Raw genomic sequence first — 14,681 nt, forward strand, 5'->3', positions numbered from 1 at the left:
GGGTTGGCGTCGCCGCCGACCTTGACGCGCTCCTTGATGGCGGCGAGCTGGGCCTCGGTGGAGGCGATCTGGTCCTTGAGGACCTTGATGCGCGGTGAGGTGTCGTCGAGGTAGCGGCGGACGGTCTCGTATTCGGCGCGCATGGAGGTGAGGTCGCCCTCGACCTTGGCGGCGAGGGCGATCTGGGTGGAGGCGCTCTGGGCGGCGTCGACGGTCTGGACGCGGGCGCGGAACTCGGTCTCGCGGGCGCGGACGTCGGCGAGCTTGCGCTCGGCGCGGGCGACCTGGTCCTCGGCATACTGGACCTGGGTCTGGCGGGCCTTCTCGGAGATGGAGTTGACGAGCTCCTCGCAGAGCTTCTGGAGGGAGACGGCGAGGGTGTGGGCGTCGTCGGGGGAGAAGGCGCGGACCTGGATGGAGTTGATGCCGGTGGTCATGTCGAAGTGGGCGTCGACCTTGCCCTCCCAGTACTTGACGAGGTGCTCGACGCTGGCGGTGGGGTCGAAGCGGGAGAGGGCGTCGACGTCCGGGTCGCCGTAGACGCGGCGCAGGCCGACCTCGGCCTCGAGGCGGTCGACGACGTCGCGGCTCCTGGCGAAGTCGGCGACGACGAAGTTGTCGGCGAGGACGGAGATCGGGCTGACGGCGGTTGCGGCGGAGAGGGAGTCCTGGGGGATGGCGTCCTGGGCGCGGACGGCGAAGCGGAACTCGGAGACGTATTGCGGGGAGGCGACGAAGGCGAAGTAGAGGGCGGCGACGACGGTCGGGAGGGCGACCATCAGGAGGAAGGAGAGGGCGGAGCCGGAGACGCGGGGGCGGCTGGCGGCGAGGAGGCGGTCGAGGGAGGGGTTGCGGCCGGCGATGCGCAGGCCGCCGCGACCGGTCTGCTTCTGGGGCAGGGGGACGCGGCGGGACGGCGCGGCCGGGGCGGTGGGGCTCGCCGGACCCGGGACGCCGGGAGCCTCGGGGGCGACGGCGGGAACGGCGGCGGCGGGCCGGCGGGCGGGGCCGGAACCCTGGCCGGCGCCGCGTGCGGGTGCCGCCCCGGCCGCGGCCCCGCCGGCCGCCGGACCCGCGGCACGCTCGCCGCCGGGCCGAACCCGGTTCAGCCGCACAAGCATCGCGCCTTCGCCTTCGCCCGTTCCGCTCACGCGCCTGCCTCCAGAGATGTCGTCATCCGGTCCGGCCCGACCGCCGGTGTGCGCTCGCCGGGTTCCCGCGGGCGGGCCCGGCACGACGAACGGTCGCCGCTAGCGGCGAAACCGGGCCTTCCTGTGGCGAACGCGGCGGAACAGCCGCAATTCCGGCCGGTGCGCATCGCGCGGACGGCCGGCGCTTCGCGCGGCGGGCCTTCAGAAGGCCGCGGCGAGATGCCGGCCCTTGCCGACGCGGTCGGCGGCGACGAGGTCGGCGAGGAAGTCCGGGATCCAGGCGAGCGGCAGCATGTTCGGGCCGTCGGACGGCGCGGAATCCGGGTCGTCGTGGGCCTCGGCGAACACCGCGGCACAGCCGACGGCGAGGGCGGCGCGGGCGAGCGCCGGAGCGAAGGCGCGCTTGCCGCCGGTCGAGGTGCCGCGCCCGCCGGGCTCCTGCACCGAATGGGTGGCGTCGAACACCACGGGATAGCCGGTCTCGGCCATGGTCGGCAGGCCGCGGAAGTCGGTGACCAGGGCGCCGTAGCCGAAGGAGGTGCCGCGGTCGCAGAGCAGGATGCGCTCGTTGCCGGTCGAGGCGATCTTGTCGGCGACGTTGGCCATGTCCCAGGGCGCCAGGAACTGGCCCTTCTTGACGTTGACGCAGGCACCGGTCTCGCCGGCGGCGATCAGCAGGTCGGTCTGGCGGCAGAGGAACGCGGGGATCTGCAGGATGTCGACGACCGCGCCGGCGCGACGGGTCTGCTCGACGTCGTGGACGTCGGTCAGCACGGGGCAGCCGAAGGTGGCGCGGACCTCGGCGAGGATCGCGAGGCCGGCCTCGATGCCGACGCCGCGCGCACCCTTCAGCGAGGTCCGGTTGGCCTTGTCGTAGGAGGCCTTGAACACGAAGGGGACGCCTGCCGCCCGGGTCGCCGCGGCGAGCGCGGCCGCCACGGAGAGCGCGTGCTCGCGGCTCTCGATCTGGCAGGGGCCGGAGATCAGGACGAAGGGGCGGTCGTTGGCGAAGGTGACGTCGCCGACGGTGACGGGCTTGGACTGCACGCTCGATCGTCTCCGTGCTGGAGCCGGCGGGGTCGCGGACGAGATGGACCCGGCGGGCACTCGAAACGAAAAAAGCCGCCTTTCGGCGGCTTCTTCGAGAGGCGCGAACGCCTCGTCGGACCCTTGGAAACTGGAGCGGGCGATGGGATTCGAACCCACGACCCCAACCTTGGCAAGGTTGTGCTCTACCCCTGAGCTACACCCGCACGCCCCGTTTCCGAGGTGCTCCGTCGCCGGAGCGAGGGCTATATGGACCAATCCGATCGGGAATGCAACAGCCAAAAAACAGGTCCGAGAGAGGTTTTTCGCCGGCTGCGGAAAAGCCGCGGAAACCCGGGGCTGCGCCGCGGTCACCGCCCCGCGGGCGGTCGGGCCGGCCGAAGCTCGGCGAGATAGGGGTTGAGCGCGCGGCTCTCGGCGAACGCCGCCGGGTCGACCGTGGCGATGCCCAGGAATCCGCGGTCGGCGGGCGCGCGCAGGAGGTCGCGGCCGTCGGGTGCGACCAGCGCGGACCGTCCGGCATAGGCGAATCGCGAATCGCGGCCGCTCCAGCCGGCGTAGGCGACGAACAGCTGATTCTCGAAGGCGCGCACCGGCACCACCCGTTCGGCGACGAAGTCGGAGCCGGGCTGGTCGGGCAGCGCGGTCGGCACGGCGACGAGGTCGGCGCCCTCGCGGGCGAGGCGGCGGACGTGCTCGGGGAACTCGACGTCGAAGCAGATCAGCACGCCGACCTTCAGGCCGGCGACGTCGACAACCACGGTCTCGACCGGGGCGACGGCGAAATGGTCACGCTCGTAGGCGCCGTAGAGCTGGGCCTTGCCGTAGCCGACCGGCGGCAGGCCGGGCCGGAGCACCGTGGCGGCGTTGACGACGCCGGCGCCGTCGCGGCGGGGATGGCCGACCACGAGGGCGACGCCCGTCGCCGCGACGGCGGCGGCGAGCCGCGGCAGCTGGACTGCGGCGAATGCGTCCGATTCGGCGGCGAAACGGTCGCCGGCGCCGTAGCCGGAGGTGGCGAGTTCGGGCGCGACCAGAAGCGCGGCACCGTCGGCGGCGGCGCGGTCGAGCGCGTCCTCGATGGCGCCGAGCCGGTCGGGCACGGCGGCGTCGAGCTGCAGGAGGGCGACGCGGGGGGCCATGGCGGTCCTCGTCACTCCGCGCGGTCGAGGGCGCCCATCAGGCGGCGGAGGTCGCCGAAGCGGGCCACGAGCGAGAACAACAGCGCCGACAGCGCCACGAACACCACCGCCACCGCCGCCATGGTCGGCGTGTAGCCGTAGCGCAGGGCGTTGAACACCTTGATCGGCAGCGTCTCCAGGGTGAAGCCGGCGGTCATATAGGCTATGATGTACTCGTTGAGCGAGAGCACGAAGGCGAAGGCGTAGCCGGAGAGCACGTAGGGCGTCATCAGCGGCAGCACGACCGTGCGCAGGATGGTGCGGTCGTCGGCGCCCATGGTCGCGGCCGCCTCCAGGATCTCGCGGTCGATCGCGGAGAAGCCGAGCGACAGCGTCACCAGCGGCAGCGCCACCAGGAAGACGCCGTGGCTCACCACCACGGTGAACGGCTGGCCGTAGGCGCCGGCGGAGGCCCAGAAGGCGAGGAAGCCGAGGGCGGTGATCACCGGCGGCAGCACGAAGGGCGACAGGCCGGCGAGGCGCACCAGTTCGGCCCAGGGTGCCACCCGCCGCCACAGGAACCACGAGATCGGCAGCGCGATCGCCACCGCCACCGCCGCGCTCGAGGCGGCGACCACCAGTGAGGCGACGAGCGCCCGGCGCCAGCCGTCGTCGAGCAGGATGTCTGCGTACCAGGACAGCGACAGCCCCTGCGGCGGAAAGACCAGCGTCTTCTTGGCGTTGAGCGAAACGCCGGCGAGCACGGCGACGGGCGCCGCCAGCAGGACGGCGATCGCCGCCTCGAACAGGCGACCGGCGAGGCGGCCGGGAGCGGGCGCGGTCACGGGCGGTCTCCGGTGCGGCGGGCGAGGAAGCCGGACAGGGCGATCAGCGACAGACAGGCGAGCACCATGAACACCGCCATCGCCGCGGCGAAGGGCATGTTGGACTGGTAGATCGCCTGATCGGTGACGAGCACCGACAGCGTCCAGTGCTGCGGCCGGCCCAGCATCTGCGGGATCAGGTAGGAGCCGAGCGCGAAGACGAAGACGAGGATGGTCGTCGAGGCGATCGGTCCGCGCAGCGCCGGCACCGCCACGGTGAGGAAGGCCTTCAGCGGAGGCGCCCCGAGGGTGCGCGCGGCCTCCTCGAGCGAGGGGTCGAGGCGGACCAGCGAGGGGTAGAGCACCAGCGCCGCGTAGGGGAAGGCCTGATAGACCATGCCGGCGAGCACCGCGCCGAAGGACGGCGCCAGCGACATCGGCTCGGCCATCAGCCCGAGCGCGACCAGGACGTTGGTGATCCCCGCCGTCTTCGACAAGAGCGTCGACCAGGCGAAACCGATCAGCACCTCCGACAGCGACAGCACCGACAGCAGGCCGACCAGCCAGACTACCTGGGCGCGGTGCGAATGGCGGGCGAGCCGGCGCGCGAAGGGCAGGGCGAGTGCCACCGCGAGCACGGCGACGAGCAGCGCGAGCAGCATCGAGAAGCCGAGCACCCGGCCGAAGAAGGGCGTCAGGAAGCGGGCGTAGTTGGCGAGCACGAAGTCGGGCTCGTAGAAGCCGCCCTGGACGCGGCGGAAGAAGCTGACCGCCACCATAATGCCGAAGGGCACCAGGAAGAACACGGCGAGCACCGCGGCCGGCACGGCGATCGGCAGGTAGTCCGCCGGGCGGCGGGGCGGCTCGCGCCTCACGGCAGCACCACGACGCGGTCGAGCGTCACGGCGAGACCGGTCGGCGCGCCGATGGCGAGATGCGGCGCGGTGCCCGGCCCGGCGGCGACCAGGGTGACGCCGTCGGCCTCGACGAAGGTCTCGACGCTGGCGCCGAGGTCGCGGACGAAGCGGACGACGCCCTCGAGATGGCCGGTGCCGGGCGGCACGGGGGCGAGATCCTCCGGGCGGACCGAAACCTTGGCCGCGGTCGCGCCCGCGGGCAGGGCGAGACCGGGCAGGAGGCCGCCGGCGACGGCGAGGCCGCCCGGGGCGGGCCGGGCGTCGAGGATGTTGGACGAGCCGATGAAGTCGGCGACGAAGGCGTCGGCCGGGCGGCGGTAGACCTCGGCCGGCGGGGCGGCCTGACGGATCCGGCCGCCGCTCATCACCACGACGAGGTCGGCCATGGTCATGGCCTCGCGCTGGTCGTGGGTGACGACGATGGTGGTGATGCCGAGCCGGCGCTGCAGCTGGCGCAGTTCCACCTGCATCTGCTCGCGCAGCTTGGCGTCGAGCGCCGACAAGGGCTCGTCGAGCAGGAACAGGCCGGGATCGACGGCGAGGGCGCGGGCGATCGCGACGCGCTGGCGCTGGCCGCCGGACAGCCGCGTCACCGCGCGGTCGCCGAAGCCCGGCAGGCGGACGAGGTCGAGCAGTTCGGCGACCCGGGCGGCGGTCTTGGCGCGATCGACGCCGCGGATGCGCAGCGGATAGGTGATGTTCTCGGCGACGGTGAGGTGCGGGAACAGCGCCAGCGACTGGAACACCATGCCGAAGCCGCGGGCGTGCGCCGGCACGGCGGTGAGGTCGCGGCCGCCAACGGTGACGGCGCCGGCCGTCGGCGTCTCGAGGCCGGCGATCATGCGCAGGAGCGTGGTCTTGCCGCAGCCCGAGGGCCCGAGCAGGCAGACGAAGGTGCCGGCGGGCACGTGCAGCGACACGCCGTCGACGGCGCGGGCGGAGCCGAAGGCCTTGGTGACGCCGTCGAGGACGAGATCGGCCATGGGGTGCGGGTTGGATCCCTGGGGGTTGGCGGATGGTGCGGGCGGCGGGCGGCCCGGCCGCGGGGAGGCGGCCGGACCGCCGGGAGCGGGGCGATTCGCGGGCGTCAGCCGGCGATCATCTCGGTCCACTTCTCGTTCAGCCAGTCGGCCTTGCCGGTCTGCAGGTCGTAGCGCGGCACGATCGGCGGGATGTCGGTGGACACGGAGGCGAACTCCTCGGGGGTGAGGTCGAGCATCTCGCGCTTCACCGTCGGCGACGTCCCGACCTTGCGCGACATCAGCGCCTGGATCGAGGGCTGCGAGCAGAAGTCGATGAAGGCGTGCGCCTCGGCGGTCTTGGTCGAGGCGCGCGAGATCGCCCAGCAGCCGGAATCGTTGATGCCGCCCTCCTTGGGGAAGGTCGAGCGCACCGGCGCGCCGTCGGCCGCGGCGAGGCCGGTGACGTCGTGGTAGTACTGGCCCATCGGGATCTCGCCGGACTTCAGCGCCTGCTCGAACTGCGCCTCGTCGCGGTACCACAGCTTCACGTTCGGCTTGACCTCGGCGAGCTTGGCGAAGGCCTTCTCGAGGCCCTCGTCGGTGTCGAGCGCGGCGGTGCCGCCGAAGAAGGTGGCGGCGGTCACCTCGAGCAGGAAGGAGTTGGAGACCAGCGCCAGCAGGCCGAGCTTGTCGGCGTTGGCCGGGTCCCACAGCGCGGCCCAGGAGGTCGGCGCCTCCTTGTAGACCTCGGTGTTGGTGACGAGCGTGATGTACCACGACACCGCGCCGATGCCGGCGACGCGGCCGTCGTCGTACTTGTTGACGAACCGCTCCTCGAGGTTGCCGGCGTTCTTCAGCGCGCCGAGGTCGATCGGCGCCCACAGCTCGGTGGACCGGCCCTTGATCATCGAGACCTGCGACATCATCGAGACGTCGGCCGGCGCCTCGCCGGCGCGGGCGGCCTGGTCGAGCTGCACCAGCCAGGCCTCGCCGGTCGGCTCGGCGACCGATTCGATCGCGATGCCGGTCGCCTTGGTGAACTCGGGGAAGACGTGCTTGTCGAAGCTGTCCTTGAAGTAGCCGCCGTAGACGCCGACCTTCAGCGACTTCTCCTCGGCGCGCAGGATCGACGGCATCGCCAGCACGGCGCCGGCGGCGACGCCGGCGCGCATCAGGCCGCGCCGGGTGAACGCGAAGCTCTTGTCGGTCATCGGTTGGTCCCCTCTCGTTCGGCCCGGTTCCCGGGTCCGTTGTCCTCAGGCGATGTGGCGGAGCCGCTCGGCGACGACCGCGAGCGCGGCGTCGTCGACGTTGGCGAAGGCGAAGCGGATGTGGCGGTCCTGGCCGGGGCCGAAGAAGGCGCCCGGCAGGGTCACGACCCCGGCCTCGCGGGCGAGGCGCTCGGCGACCGCCTCGCCGGTGGCGTCGAAGGGGTGGCGGACATAGGCGAAATACGCGCCGATCGCCGAGATCTCCCAGCCGGGCGCGGCGGCGACGACGTCGCGGAACACGACGATCCGGCGGTTGATCGCGCTCCGCGTCGCCGCGCGCCAGTCGGCGGTGGCGCCGACCGCCCAGGCGATCGCCGCCTGCGCCGCCCGCGGCGGGCAGATCTGGACGCAGTCGAGCACCTTGGCGATCTCGCCGACGAGGCCGGCGCCGGCGATCACCGAGCCGAGCCGGTGGCCGGGCACGGCGTAGCTCTTCGAGAAGGAATAGAGCTGGACCACGCTCTCGCGCCAGGACGCGTCCTCGAACAGGGCGTGCGGGCGGCCGGCGCCCTCGGGCAGGAAGTCGCGGTAGGTCTCGTCGACGACGAGGGCGATGCCGCGCTCGGCGGCGAGGCGGCGGAAGGCTTCCAGCGTCGCGGCCGGATAGGTCGCGCCGGTCGGGTTGTTCGGCGTGACGAGGACGATGGCGCGGACGTCGTCGGCGAGGAGGGCGCGGGCGTCCTCGACGTCGGGTACGAAGCCGTTCTGCGCCCGTGCCGGCAGCGGCACGGCACGGATGCCGAGCATGTCGAGCGTCATCTTGTGGTTGAAGTACCACGGCGTCGGCAGCATGACCGCGTCGCCGGCGCGGGCGAGCGCCATCATGGTGACGAAGAAGGCCTGGTTGCAGCCGGCGGTGATCGCGACCTCGCCCGGCTCGACGTCGGCGCCGTAGAGCGCGTTGACGTCGGCGGCGAGGGCCTCGCGCAGGGCGGCGTCGCCGGTGATGGCGCCGTATGTGGCGGCGGCCGGCGTCGCGGCGGCGGCGGCGAGGCGGTCGAGCAGTTCCCGCGGCGGCGCCGTGCCGGGCACCGCCTGGGCGAGGTTGACCAGCGGTCCGAGCCGGCCGTCGTAGGCGCGCGCCCACGCTTGCGCCGCCGGAATGGGCGGCACGTCGGTGGCGACGAGGAGCGGGTTGGCGGCGATCAAGGGCGGGCCCCGGGCATCGGGTGGAAAGGTCCATGGTGACGCGGCGCCCGCCCGGTTGGAAGGGGGCGCCGCGGTCGCGGCGTCAGATCGGATCGCGGCGGAGCGGCATGGTCATGCAGTGGACGCTGCCGCCGCCGGCGGCGAAGAGGTCTAGCGCGGGGTCGAGCACGGTCAGGCCCTCGGCGCGCAGCATCGCGTTGATGCGCCGCGAATGCGCCGGGCTGACCACCCGGTCGCGGCCGAGCGCCAGCACGTTGCAGCCCATGGCGCCGACCGCCTCCTTGTAGGTGACCGGCAGGATGCGGATGCCGTGGGCGGCGAACCAGTCGAGGTGCTCGTCGTCGATCACGTCGGCGACGGCGATGGCGAGGCCGTCGGCGACCATCGAGAAGATGACGTCGAGATGCAGGAAGTGCTCGGGGAAGGCGATCACCCGGGTGTCCCAGCCGGCGTCGCGGAACCAGCCGGCGAACTGCTCGGCGCCCTCGGCGGTGGTGCGCTCGCCAGTGTAACCGATCGCCATCACGCCCGGCCTGACGATGTGGATGTCGCCGCCCTCGATCGCGCCGGAGGAGGCGAAGCGCCAAATCGGGCAGCCGGTGCGCTCGTAGAACTTCACCACCGACGCCACCTCGCCGCGGCGCTGCGGCCGGAACAGCTGGGTCACCATCGGGCCCCACGGCGTCACCTGCGAACTGTCGCGGGTGTAGACCTGATAGGGCAACTGCGGCTCCGGCTCGAGATAATGGCAGCCGACGCCGGCACCTTCGAGGGCGTCGACCAGCTCGCGGAACTGCGCCTGCAGCCCCTGGGCGTCCGGCTGGCGGCCGGTGCGCGCCAGCGTCCGCCGCACGATGTCGTTGGTGGGGATCCAGGCGTAGTGGTCCGGCGGGCAGAGCAGCACGTCCCTGAGGACGCCGGTCTCGCTGTCCACGCGCCAGCGCGGGGCTTCGGTCATCATCGGCTCCGGTCATCGCGGTGGCATGATCAAAGCGCAGGCATCATCGGTGTAAAATCACGAATGACGGGAGTTCACTTCGGGTATCCTCGAACTGAAACGATTGGAGGGAGGGCGCCGTGGCGCTGGAGGGCACCGACGTCAGGCTGCTGCGCCTGTTCATGACCATCGTCGAACAGGGCGGCTTCGCGGCGGCGCAGGGCGAGCTCGGCCTGTCGCTGTCGACGATCTCGGCCCATGTCACGACGCTCGAGACCCGGCTCGGGGTGCGGCTGTGCCGGCGCGGCCGGTCCGGCTTCGCGCTCACCGACGAGGGTCGGCAGGTCTACGAGGAGGCGCGGCGGCTGACCGCCTCGATCGAGACCTTCGAGGGGCGCGTGCGAAGCCTGCGCGGCCATCTCACCGGGCAATTCGCGGTCGGGCTCGTCGACAACACCGTCACCGACCCGTCGGCGCCGCTCGAGCGGGTGTTCGCCGCCTTCGCCGCCGCCGCGCCCGACGTCATGCTGACGGTCGCCTGCCGGCCGCCGAACGAACTTTTGCGCGACGTCATCGCCGGCGCGCTCGACGTCGCCGTCGCCAGCTTCCCGCGCGTCGCGCTCGGCCTCGCCTACGTCGACCTCTACGAGGAGCGCCAGCGCTTCTACTGCGGCGTCGGGCATCCGCTGTTCGCGGTGCCGGAGGCCGAGATCACCATCGACGCGGTGCGTCGGCACCGGATCGTCGGGCGCAGCTACTGGGGCCAGCGCGACCTCAAGATCTTCGCGATCGGCGGCCCCAAGGCGCTGGTCGGCGACATGGAATCGGAAGCGCGGCTGATCCTGTCCGGCGCCTTCCTCGGCTACCTCCCGGAGCACTACGCCACCGGCTTCGTCGCCGCCGGGCGGATGCGGGCGCTGCGGCCGGACCTCTTCGACTACGCCGCGCCGTTCCAACTGGCGCACCGGCCGGAGAAGGCGAAGGAGCCGATCGCCCGCCTGTTCGTCGATACGGTCGGCCGCGTCTTCGCGGGACGGCGCCGCGCCGTGGCGACGACGGCCGAGCGCGACCGCGACTCCTGACGCGTTGCGTCGGACCGCCCATCCGCTTAAGGATCGGGCGTGCCCGAAAAGGTGGCGCCACCCGGCGTCGCCCGGGCGTCGGGGGACGGAACGGGATCATGACGGCAGGCGAGGACGCGGCTGGACCGGCGGGTCCGATCGACACCACAGGGGCCGCGGTGCTGGTCAATCCGGCGCGCGGCGGCGGCTGGACGGCGGCGATGGACGCGATCCTGAACGACGCCGCCCACGCCCGCGCCCGCGCCGTCGTCACCGGTTGGCCCGGCTACGCGCCGACGCCGCTGGTACCGCTGCCCGGGCTCGCCCGTGCCCTCGGCGTCGGTGTGCTCGCCTACAAGGACGAGGGCGGCCGCTTCGGTCTCGGCAGCTTCAAGGCGCTCGGCGGCGCCTACGCGGTCTGGCGTCTCCTCGCCGCCGCGATCGAGCGCGCCACCGGCGTGGTGCCCGACCCCGCCGCGGTCGCCGCCGGCGCCCACCGCGACATGGCCGCCACCATCACCGTCACCTGCGCCACCGACGGCAACCACGGCCGCTCGGTCGCCTGGGGCGCCGGCCTGTTCGGCTGCCCGGCGGTGATCTTCATCCACGCCGGCGTCAGCGAGGGCCGCCGCGCCGCGATCGAGCGCTTCGGCGCCCGGGTCGTGCGCACCGCCGGCACCTACGACGACAGCGTCCGCGAGGCCGAGGCGACCGCCGCGCGCGAGGGCTGGCAGGTGGTGTCCGACACCTCCTATCCCGGCTACCGCGAGGTGCCGAAGGACGTGATGCAGGGTTACGAGCTGATGGCCGCCGAGGCCCTCGACGCCCTCGACGCGCCGCCGACCCACGTCTTCCTGCAGACCGGCGTCGGCGGCATGGCCGCGGCGGTGGCGGCGCTCGCCTGGCGCCGTCTCGGCGCCGAGCGGCCGGTGGTCGTGCTCGCCGATCCGGAGAAGGCGGCCTGCTGGTGGGACAGTCTCGCCGCCGGACGGCCGGTCGCGGCCGGCGGGGCGCTCGACACCCTGCAGGCGGGCCTCGCCTGCGGCGAGGTGTCCGAACTCGCCTGGGAGATCCTCGCCACCGGCGCCGACGCGGTGGTGCGCGTGCCCGACGACGCCGCGGTGGCCACGATGCGCGCGCTCGCGGCCGGCGTCGCCGGCGACCGTCCGATCGTCGCCGGCGAATCGGCGGTGGCCGGGCTCGCCGCGCTGGCGGCGCTGTCGCGCGATCCCGCCGCGTGCGCGGCGCTCGGGCTCGGCCCGACGTCCCGCGTCCTCGTCTTCGGCACCGAGGGCGACACCGATCCCGAACTCTACGCCCGTCTCGTCGGCCGGACCGGCGACGAGGTCCGCGCCGCCGCCGCCAGCTGGAGACCCGCCCCATGAGCCGTCGCTTCGTCGCCGCCGCCGCCCAACTCGGACCGATCGAGCGCGACGAGCCGCGCGCCTCGGTGGTTGCGCGCCTGCTGGCGTTGCTCGAGACCGCACGCCGGCGCGACGTCCGCTTCGTCGTCTTCCCGGAGCTGGCGCTCACCACCTTCTTTCCGCGCTGGTGGATCGCCGACGAGGCCGAACTCGACCGCTTCTACGAGCGCGCGATGCCGAACGCCGACGTCGCGCCGCTGTTCGCCGCCGCCCGCGCCGGCGGCATCGGCTTCCACCTCGGCTATGCCGAGCTGACCGAGACCGCGGCCGGCAAGATCCGCCACAACACCGCGATCCTGGTCGACGGCGAGGGGCGGATCGGTCTCAAGTACCGCAAGATCCACTTGCCGGGGCATCGCGAACACGAGCCGGCGCTGCCGTTCCAGCATCTCGAGAAGCGCTATTTCGTCCGTGGCGACCTCGGCTTCCCTGTGGCGGACTTCATGGGCGGCAAGGCCGGGATCCTGATCTGCAACGACCGGCGTTGGCCGGAGGCGTTCCGTTCGCTCGGGCTCCAGGGCGCCGAGATGGTGGCGGTCGGCTACAACACGCCGCAGCACTATCCGCGCGCACCCGAGCACGACCGGCTGCAGGACTTCCACAACCACCTGTCGCTGCAGGCCGGCGCCTACCAGAACGGCACCTACGTGATCGGCGCCGCCAAGGCCGGCTTCGAGGGCGGCTGCGAGCTGATCGGCGGCAGCTGCGTCGTCGCGCCCACCGGCGAGATCCTGGCGGTGGCGGCGACGCGCGGCGACGAACTGGTCGCCGCCGAGGTCGACCTCGACCGCTGCCGCGAGATCAAGGCCAACATCTTCAACTTCGCCCTGCACCGCCAGCCCGACGCTTACGGCCTCCTGACCAAGGTGGGGTGAGTGCCGGCACCCGTAAACGCAAAGGCCCGGCGCGACGGCCGGGCCTTTCGGTGGGAGCGTCGCTCCCGAGATCTGGTGCCGCAGAAGGGACTCGAACCCCCGACCCCATCATTACGAATGACGTGCTCTACCAGCTGAGCTACTGCGGCGTCCGTTTCGTCCCGGCGCGAACGCCCGGAGGCCGGGCGATCGGCCCGGCGGACGCGGGGTTGATAGCGGCAACGCCCGCGGATTTCAAGTCGGGTCGATCGGAAAAGCGCGGGCCCGGCGAGCGCGGACCGCGCCGGCCCGTTCAGACGTAGGCGGGTCCGGCGACCGGGCCGGGATGCCGGGGCCGCTCGGGGACGGCGCCCGGGTCGTCCGGCCGGGTGATCTCCGGGAACTGCACGAAGGCGGGCCGCGCGGCCGGCGCCACGGTGGCGGCGGTGGCCATCGCGGCCGCCACCGGTTCGGCGGGCTTCGCCGCCGCGACGGTCTCCGGTTCGCGGACGGCCGGCTTCGGCTCGGGCTCGGCGGCGACCGGGGCGACGGTGCCGCCGGCGGACGGCGGCTCGTCGGGCGGCGTGGGCGGGGCGATCGGGCGGACGGCGCGCTCGGCGAGGTCCGGGCCGTCGAGCTCGGCCGGGCCCGAATCGCCTTCCACCGGAACCTTCCACTCGAAGGCGTCGAGCCGGCCGGTCACCGGCGAGACCGGGGCCCAGGCCTCGGCGACGACGCCGTCGGCGGTCCAGGCGGCGTCGCGCGGGGCGCGGATGGCGCGGCCGAGCCACTCGCGGACGCGGCCGGCGTCGCCGGTCTCGACCTCCTCGAGGTCGGCCATCATCAGGCAGACCCGCCGGGTCGGCGCCTGCCGCAGCGCCCGGGCGAGCGAGGCGCGGGCGAGCGGGAAGTCGCGGGCGTCGACGGCTGCCCGGGCGACGGCGATGGCACCCTCGGCGGCGTAGGGCTTCAGCTGCTCCAGCGTCTGCGCCCGCTTCAGGCGGTCGCGCGCCGAATCGCCGGTGCGGACGTGGAGATAGACCTCGGCGAGCTCGGGATGCGGGGCGATCTTCCAGGTGGTCTCCACGACCTTGGCGGCCTTGCGGGCGTCGAGCTGGCGGGTCAGCAGGCGGGCGGCGACCACGGCGGCCGGCACCAGCTCCGGCGCCAGCCGGTGCGCCTCGAGGGCGTAGGCGCGGGCGTGATCGGGATCGCCGTCCTCGGCCTGGAGGGCGCGGGCGGTGAGCAGCACGGCGCGCAGGCGCTTGGCCTCGGCCTTGTCGACGAGGCGCGCGGCGGCGCCGGCGTCGAGGGTGGCGAGGGCGCCGGTCCAGTCCTCGTCGGCGGACTGGTACTCCATCATGGCGGTGCCGGCCCAGGCGACGCCGGGCGCCAGCCGCTGCGCCTCGGCGGCGTAGTGCCGGGCCGCCTCTGCCTCGCCGGCCCGGCTCGCCTCGATGTAGAGGCCGCGCAGGCCGAGCAGGCGGGTGTCGTCGGTCTCGAGCATGCGGTCGAAGGCGCGGCGGGCGTCGTCGCCGCGGCCCTCGACCTGGGCGGTCTGGGCCGACAGGAGCAGCACCAGCGGCTCCTTCGGCAGGAGGCGCGTCGCCTCGTCTGCGAAGCGGCGGGCGAGGCGGGCGTCGCCGGCGCCGACGGCGATCATGCCGCGCGACAGCGCCCGGTAGCCGCGGTCGCGGCGGCGGTTGCGGAAGAAGCCGCGCACCGCGTCGGGGCCGTGCAGGATGCCGGAGAGGATCCGCCAGCCGATCACCGCCACGACGGCGAACACGACGAGGCCGACGACGACGACGCGCAGCGGCGGCGCCACCGCGCCGCCCGGCCACTCCACCGCCACGGACACGGGGACGCCGCCGAGCCAGTCGAGGCCGATGACGGCGGCGAACAGCAGCGCGATCGCGACGAACAGGCGGATCATCGGCGGATCCCTTTCACGGTCGGGGCT

The 14,681-nt window shown here is 73.5% G+C and carries 13 protein-coding genes and 2 tRNA genes; 3 read left to right on the forward strand and 12 right to left on the reverse strand.

All coding sequences use genetic code 11. The features are described from left to right. From EDD54_RS20270 to EDD54_RS20315, 10 genes are all read right to left on the reverse strand, one after another. On the reverse strand, positions 1-1,121 hold a 1,121-nt coding region (locus tag EDD54_RS20270; protein WP_483466550.1), incomplete at its 3' end, for a KpsE/RkpR family capsule polysaccharide export protein. Between the two features lie 231 nt (positions 1,122-1,352). Continuing rightward, positions 1,353-2,198 carry a 3-deoxy-8-phosphooctulonate synthase gene (gene kdsA / locus EDD54_RS20275; RefSeq protein WP_126540417.1) on the reverse strand — a complete coding sequence of 282 codons (846 nt, stop codon included), beginning with the start codon at positions 2,196-2,198 and terminating at the stop codon, positions 1,353-1,355. A 131-nt stretch (positions 2,199-2,329) separates the two neighbouring features. After that, a tRNA-Gly gene (locus EDD54_RS20280) sits at positions 2,330-2,404 on the reverse strand. A gap of 144 nt (positions 2,405-2,548) precedes the next feature. Continuing rightward, positions 2,549-3,340 carry a nitrilase-related carbon-nitrogen hydrolase gene (locus EDD54_RS20285; RefSeq protein WP_126540418.1) on the reverse strand — a complete coding sequence of 264 codons (792 nt, stop codon included), beginning with the start codon at positions 3,338-3,340 and terminating at the stop codon, positions 2,549-2,551. Positions 3,341-3,351: 11 nt separating this feature from the next. Next, complete coding sequence (locus tag EDD54_RS20290; RefSeq protein WP_126540419.1) at positions 3,352-4,164, reverse strand: ABC transporter permease; 813 nt, start codon at positions 4,162-4,164, stop codon at positions 3,352-3,354. Next, the gene (locus tag EDD54_RS20295) at positions 4,161-5,018 is read right to left on the reverse strand and encodes an ABC transporter permease (protein ID WP_126540420.1); all 858 of its coding nucleotides are present in this window, start codon (positions 5,016-5,018) and stop codon (positions 4,161-4,163) included. Before EDD54_RS20295 ends, EDD54_RS20290 begins: the two co-directional genes overlap by 4 nt. After that, complete coding sequence (locus EDD54_RS20300; RefSeq protein WP_126540421.1) at positions 5,015-6,043, reverse strand: ABC transporter ATP-binding protein; 1,029 nt, start codon at positions 6,041-6,043, stop codon at positions 5,015-5,017. The genes EDD54_RS20295 and EDD54_RS20300 overlap by 4 nt, the downstream gene beginning before the upstream one ends. 104 nt (positions 6,044-6,147) lie before the next feature. Beyond that, positions 6,148-7,233 carry an ABC transporter substrate-binding protein gene (locus EDD54_RS20305; RefSeq protein ID WP_126540422.1) on the reverse strand — a complete coding sequence of 362 codons (1,086 nt, stop codon included), beginning with the start codon at positions 7,231-7,233 and terminating at the stop codon, positions 6,148-6,150. Positions 7,234-7,278: 45 nt separating this feature from the next. Continuing rightward, complete coding sequence (locus tag EDD54_RS20310; RefSeq protein WP_207620418.1) at positions 7,279-8,442, reverse strand: aminotransferase; 1,164 nt, start codon at positions 8,440-8,442, stop codon at positions 7,279-7,281. Positions 8,443-8,524: 82 nt separating this feature from the next. Further along, positions 8,525-9,400: a dimethylarginine dimethylaminohydrolase family protein gene (locus EDD54_RS20315; RefSeq protein WP_126541879.1), complete on the reverse strand. Its 876-nt coding sequence runs from the start codon at positions 9,398-9,400 to the stop codon at positions 8,525-8,527. Between the two features lie 119 nt (positions 9,401-9,519). On the opposite strand from EDD54_RS20315, the gene EDD54_RS20320 reads away from it, so the two are divergent. The 3 genes from EDD54_RS20320 to EDD54_RS20330 all read left to right on the forward strand — a co-directional run bounded on the left by EDD54_RS20320 (position 9,520) and on the right by EDD54_RS20330 (position 12,739). Beyond that, complete coding sequence (locus tag EDD54_RS20320) at positions 9,520-10,461, forward strand: LysR family transcriptional regulator (protein ID WP_207620416.1); 942 nt, start codon at positions 9,520-9,522, stop codon at positions 10,459-10,461. Between the two features lie 98 nt (positions 10,462-10,559). After that, on the forward strand, positions 10,560-11,825 hold the full coding sequence (locus EDD54_RS20325; RefSeq protein ID WP_208112247.1) for a diaminopropionate ammonia-lyase: 1,266 nt from the start codon (positions 10,560-10,562) through the stop codon (positions 11,823-11,825). Beyond that, on the forward strand, positions 11,822-12,739 hold the full coding sequence (locus EDD54_RS20330) for an N-carbamoyl-D-amino-acid hydrolase (protein WP_126540423.1): 918 nt from the start codon (positions 11,822-11,824) through the stop codon (positions 12,737-12,739). The genes EDD54_RS20325 and EDD54_RS20330 overlap by 4 nt, the downstream gene beginning before the upstream one ends. Positions 12,740-12,812: 73 nt before the next feature. Here the strand turns inward: EDD54_RS20330 and EDD54_RS20335 are convergent. Next, positions 12,813-12,888 (reverse strand) — tRNA-Thr (locus tag EDD54_RS20335). 143 nt (positions 12,889-13,031) lie between these two features. Continuing rightward, positions 13,032-14,654: a heme biosynthesis protein HemY gene (locus EDD54_RS20340; protein ID WP_126540424.1), complete on the reverse strand. Its 1,623-nt coding sequence runs from the start codon at positions 14,652-14,654 to the stop codon at positions 13,032-13,034. Positions 14,655-14,681 lie beyond the last annotated feature (27 nt).

Source organism: Oharaeibacter diazotrophicus, from assembly GCF_004362745.1.
Taxonomy (GTDB): domain Bacteria; phylum Pseudomonadota; class Alphaproteobacteria; order Rhizobiales; family Pleomorphomonadaceae; genus Oharaeibacter; species Oharaeibacter diazotrophicus.

Coding starts and splice junctions, on each gene's coding strand:
- EDD54_RS20285 (WP_126540418.1), bottom strand. CDS start 3,340: ATGGCCCCCCGCGTCGCCCTCCTGCAGCTCGACGCCGCCGTGCCCGAC.
- EDD54_RS20300 (WP_126540421.1), bottom strand. CDS start 6,043: ATGGCCGATCTCGTCCTCGACGGCGTCACCAAGGCCTTCGGCTCCGCC.
- EDD54_RS20305 (WP_126540422.1), bottom strand. CDS start 7,233: ATGACCGACAAGAGCTTCGCGTTCACCCGGCGCGGCCTGATGCGCGCC.
- EDD54_RS20315 (WP_126541879.1), bottom strand. CDS start 9,400: ATGACCGAAGCCCCGCGCTGGCGCGTGGACAGCGAGACCGGCGTCCTC.
- EDD54_RS20325 (WP_208112247.1), top strand. CDS start 10,560: ATGACGGCAGGCGAGGACGCGGCTGGACCGGCGGGTCCGATCGACACC.
- EDD54_RS20330 (WP_126540423.1), top strand. CDS start 11,822: ATGAGCCGTCGCTTCGTCGCCGCCGCCGCCCAACTCGGACCGATCGAG.
- EDD54_RS20340 (WP_126540424.1), bottom strand. CDS start 14,654: ATGATCCGCCTGTTCGTCGCGATCGCGCTGCTGTTCGCCGCCGTCATC.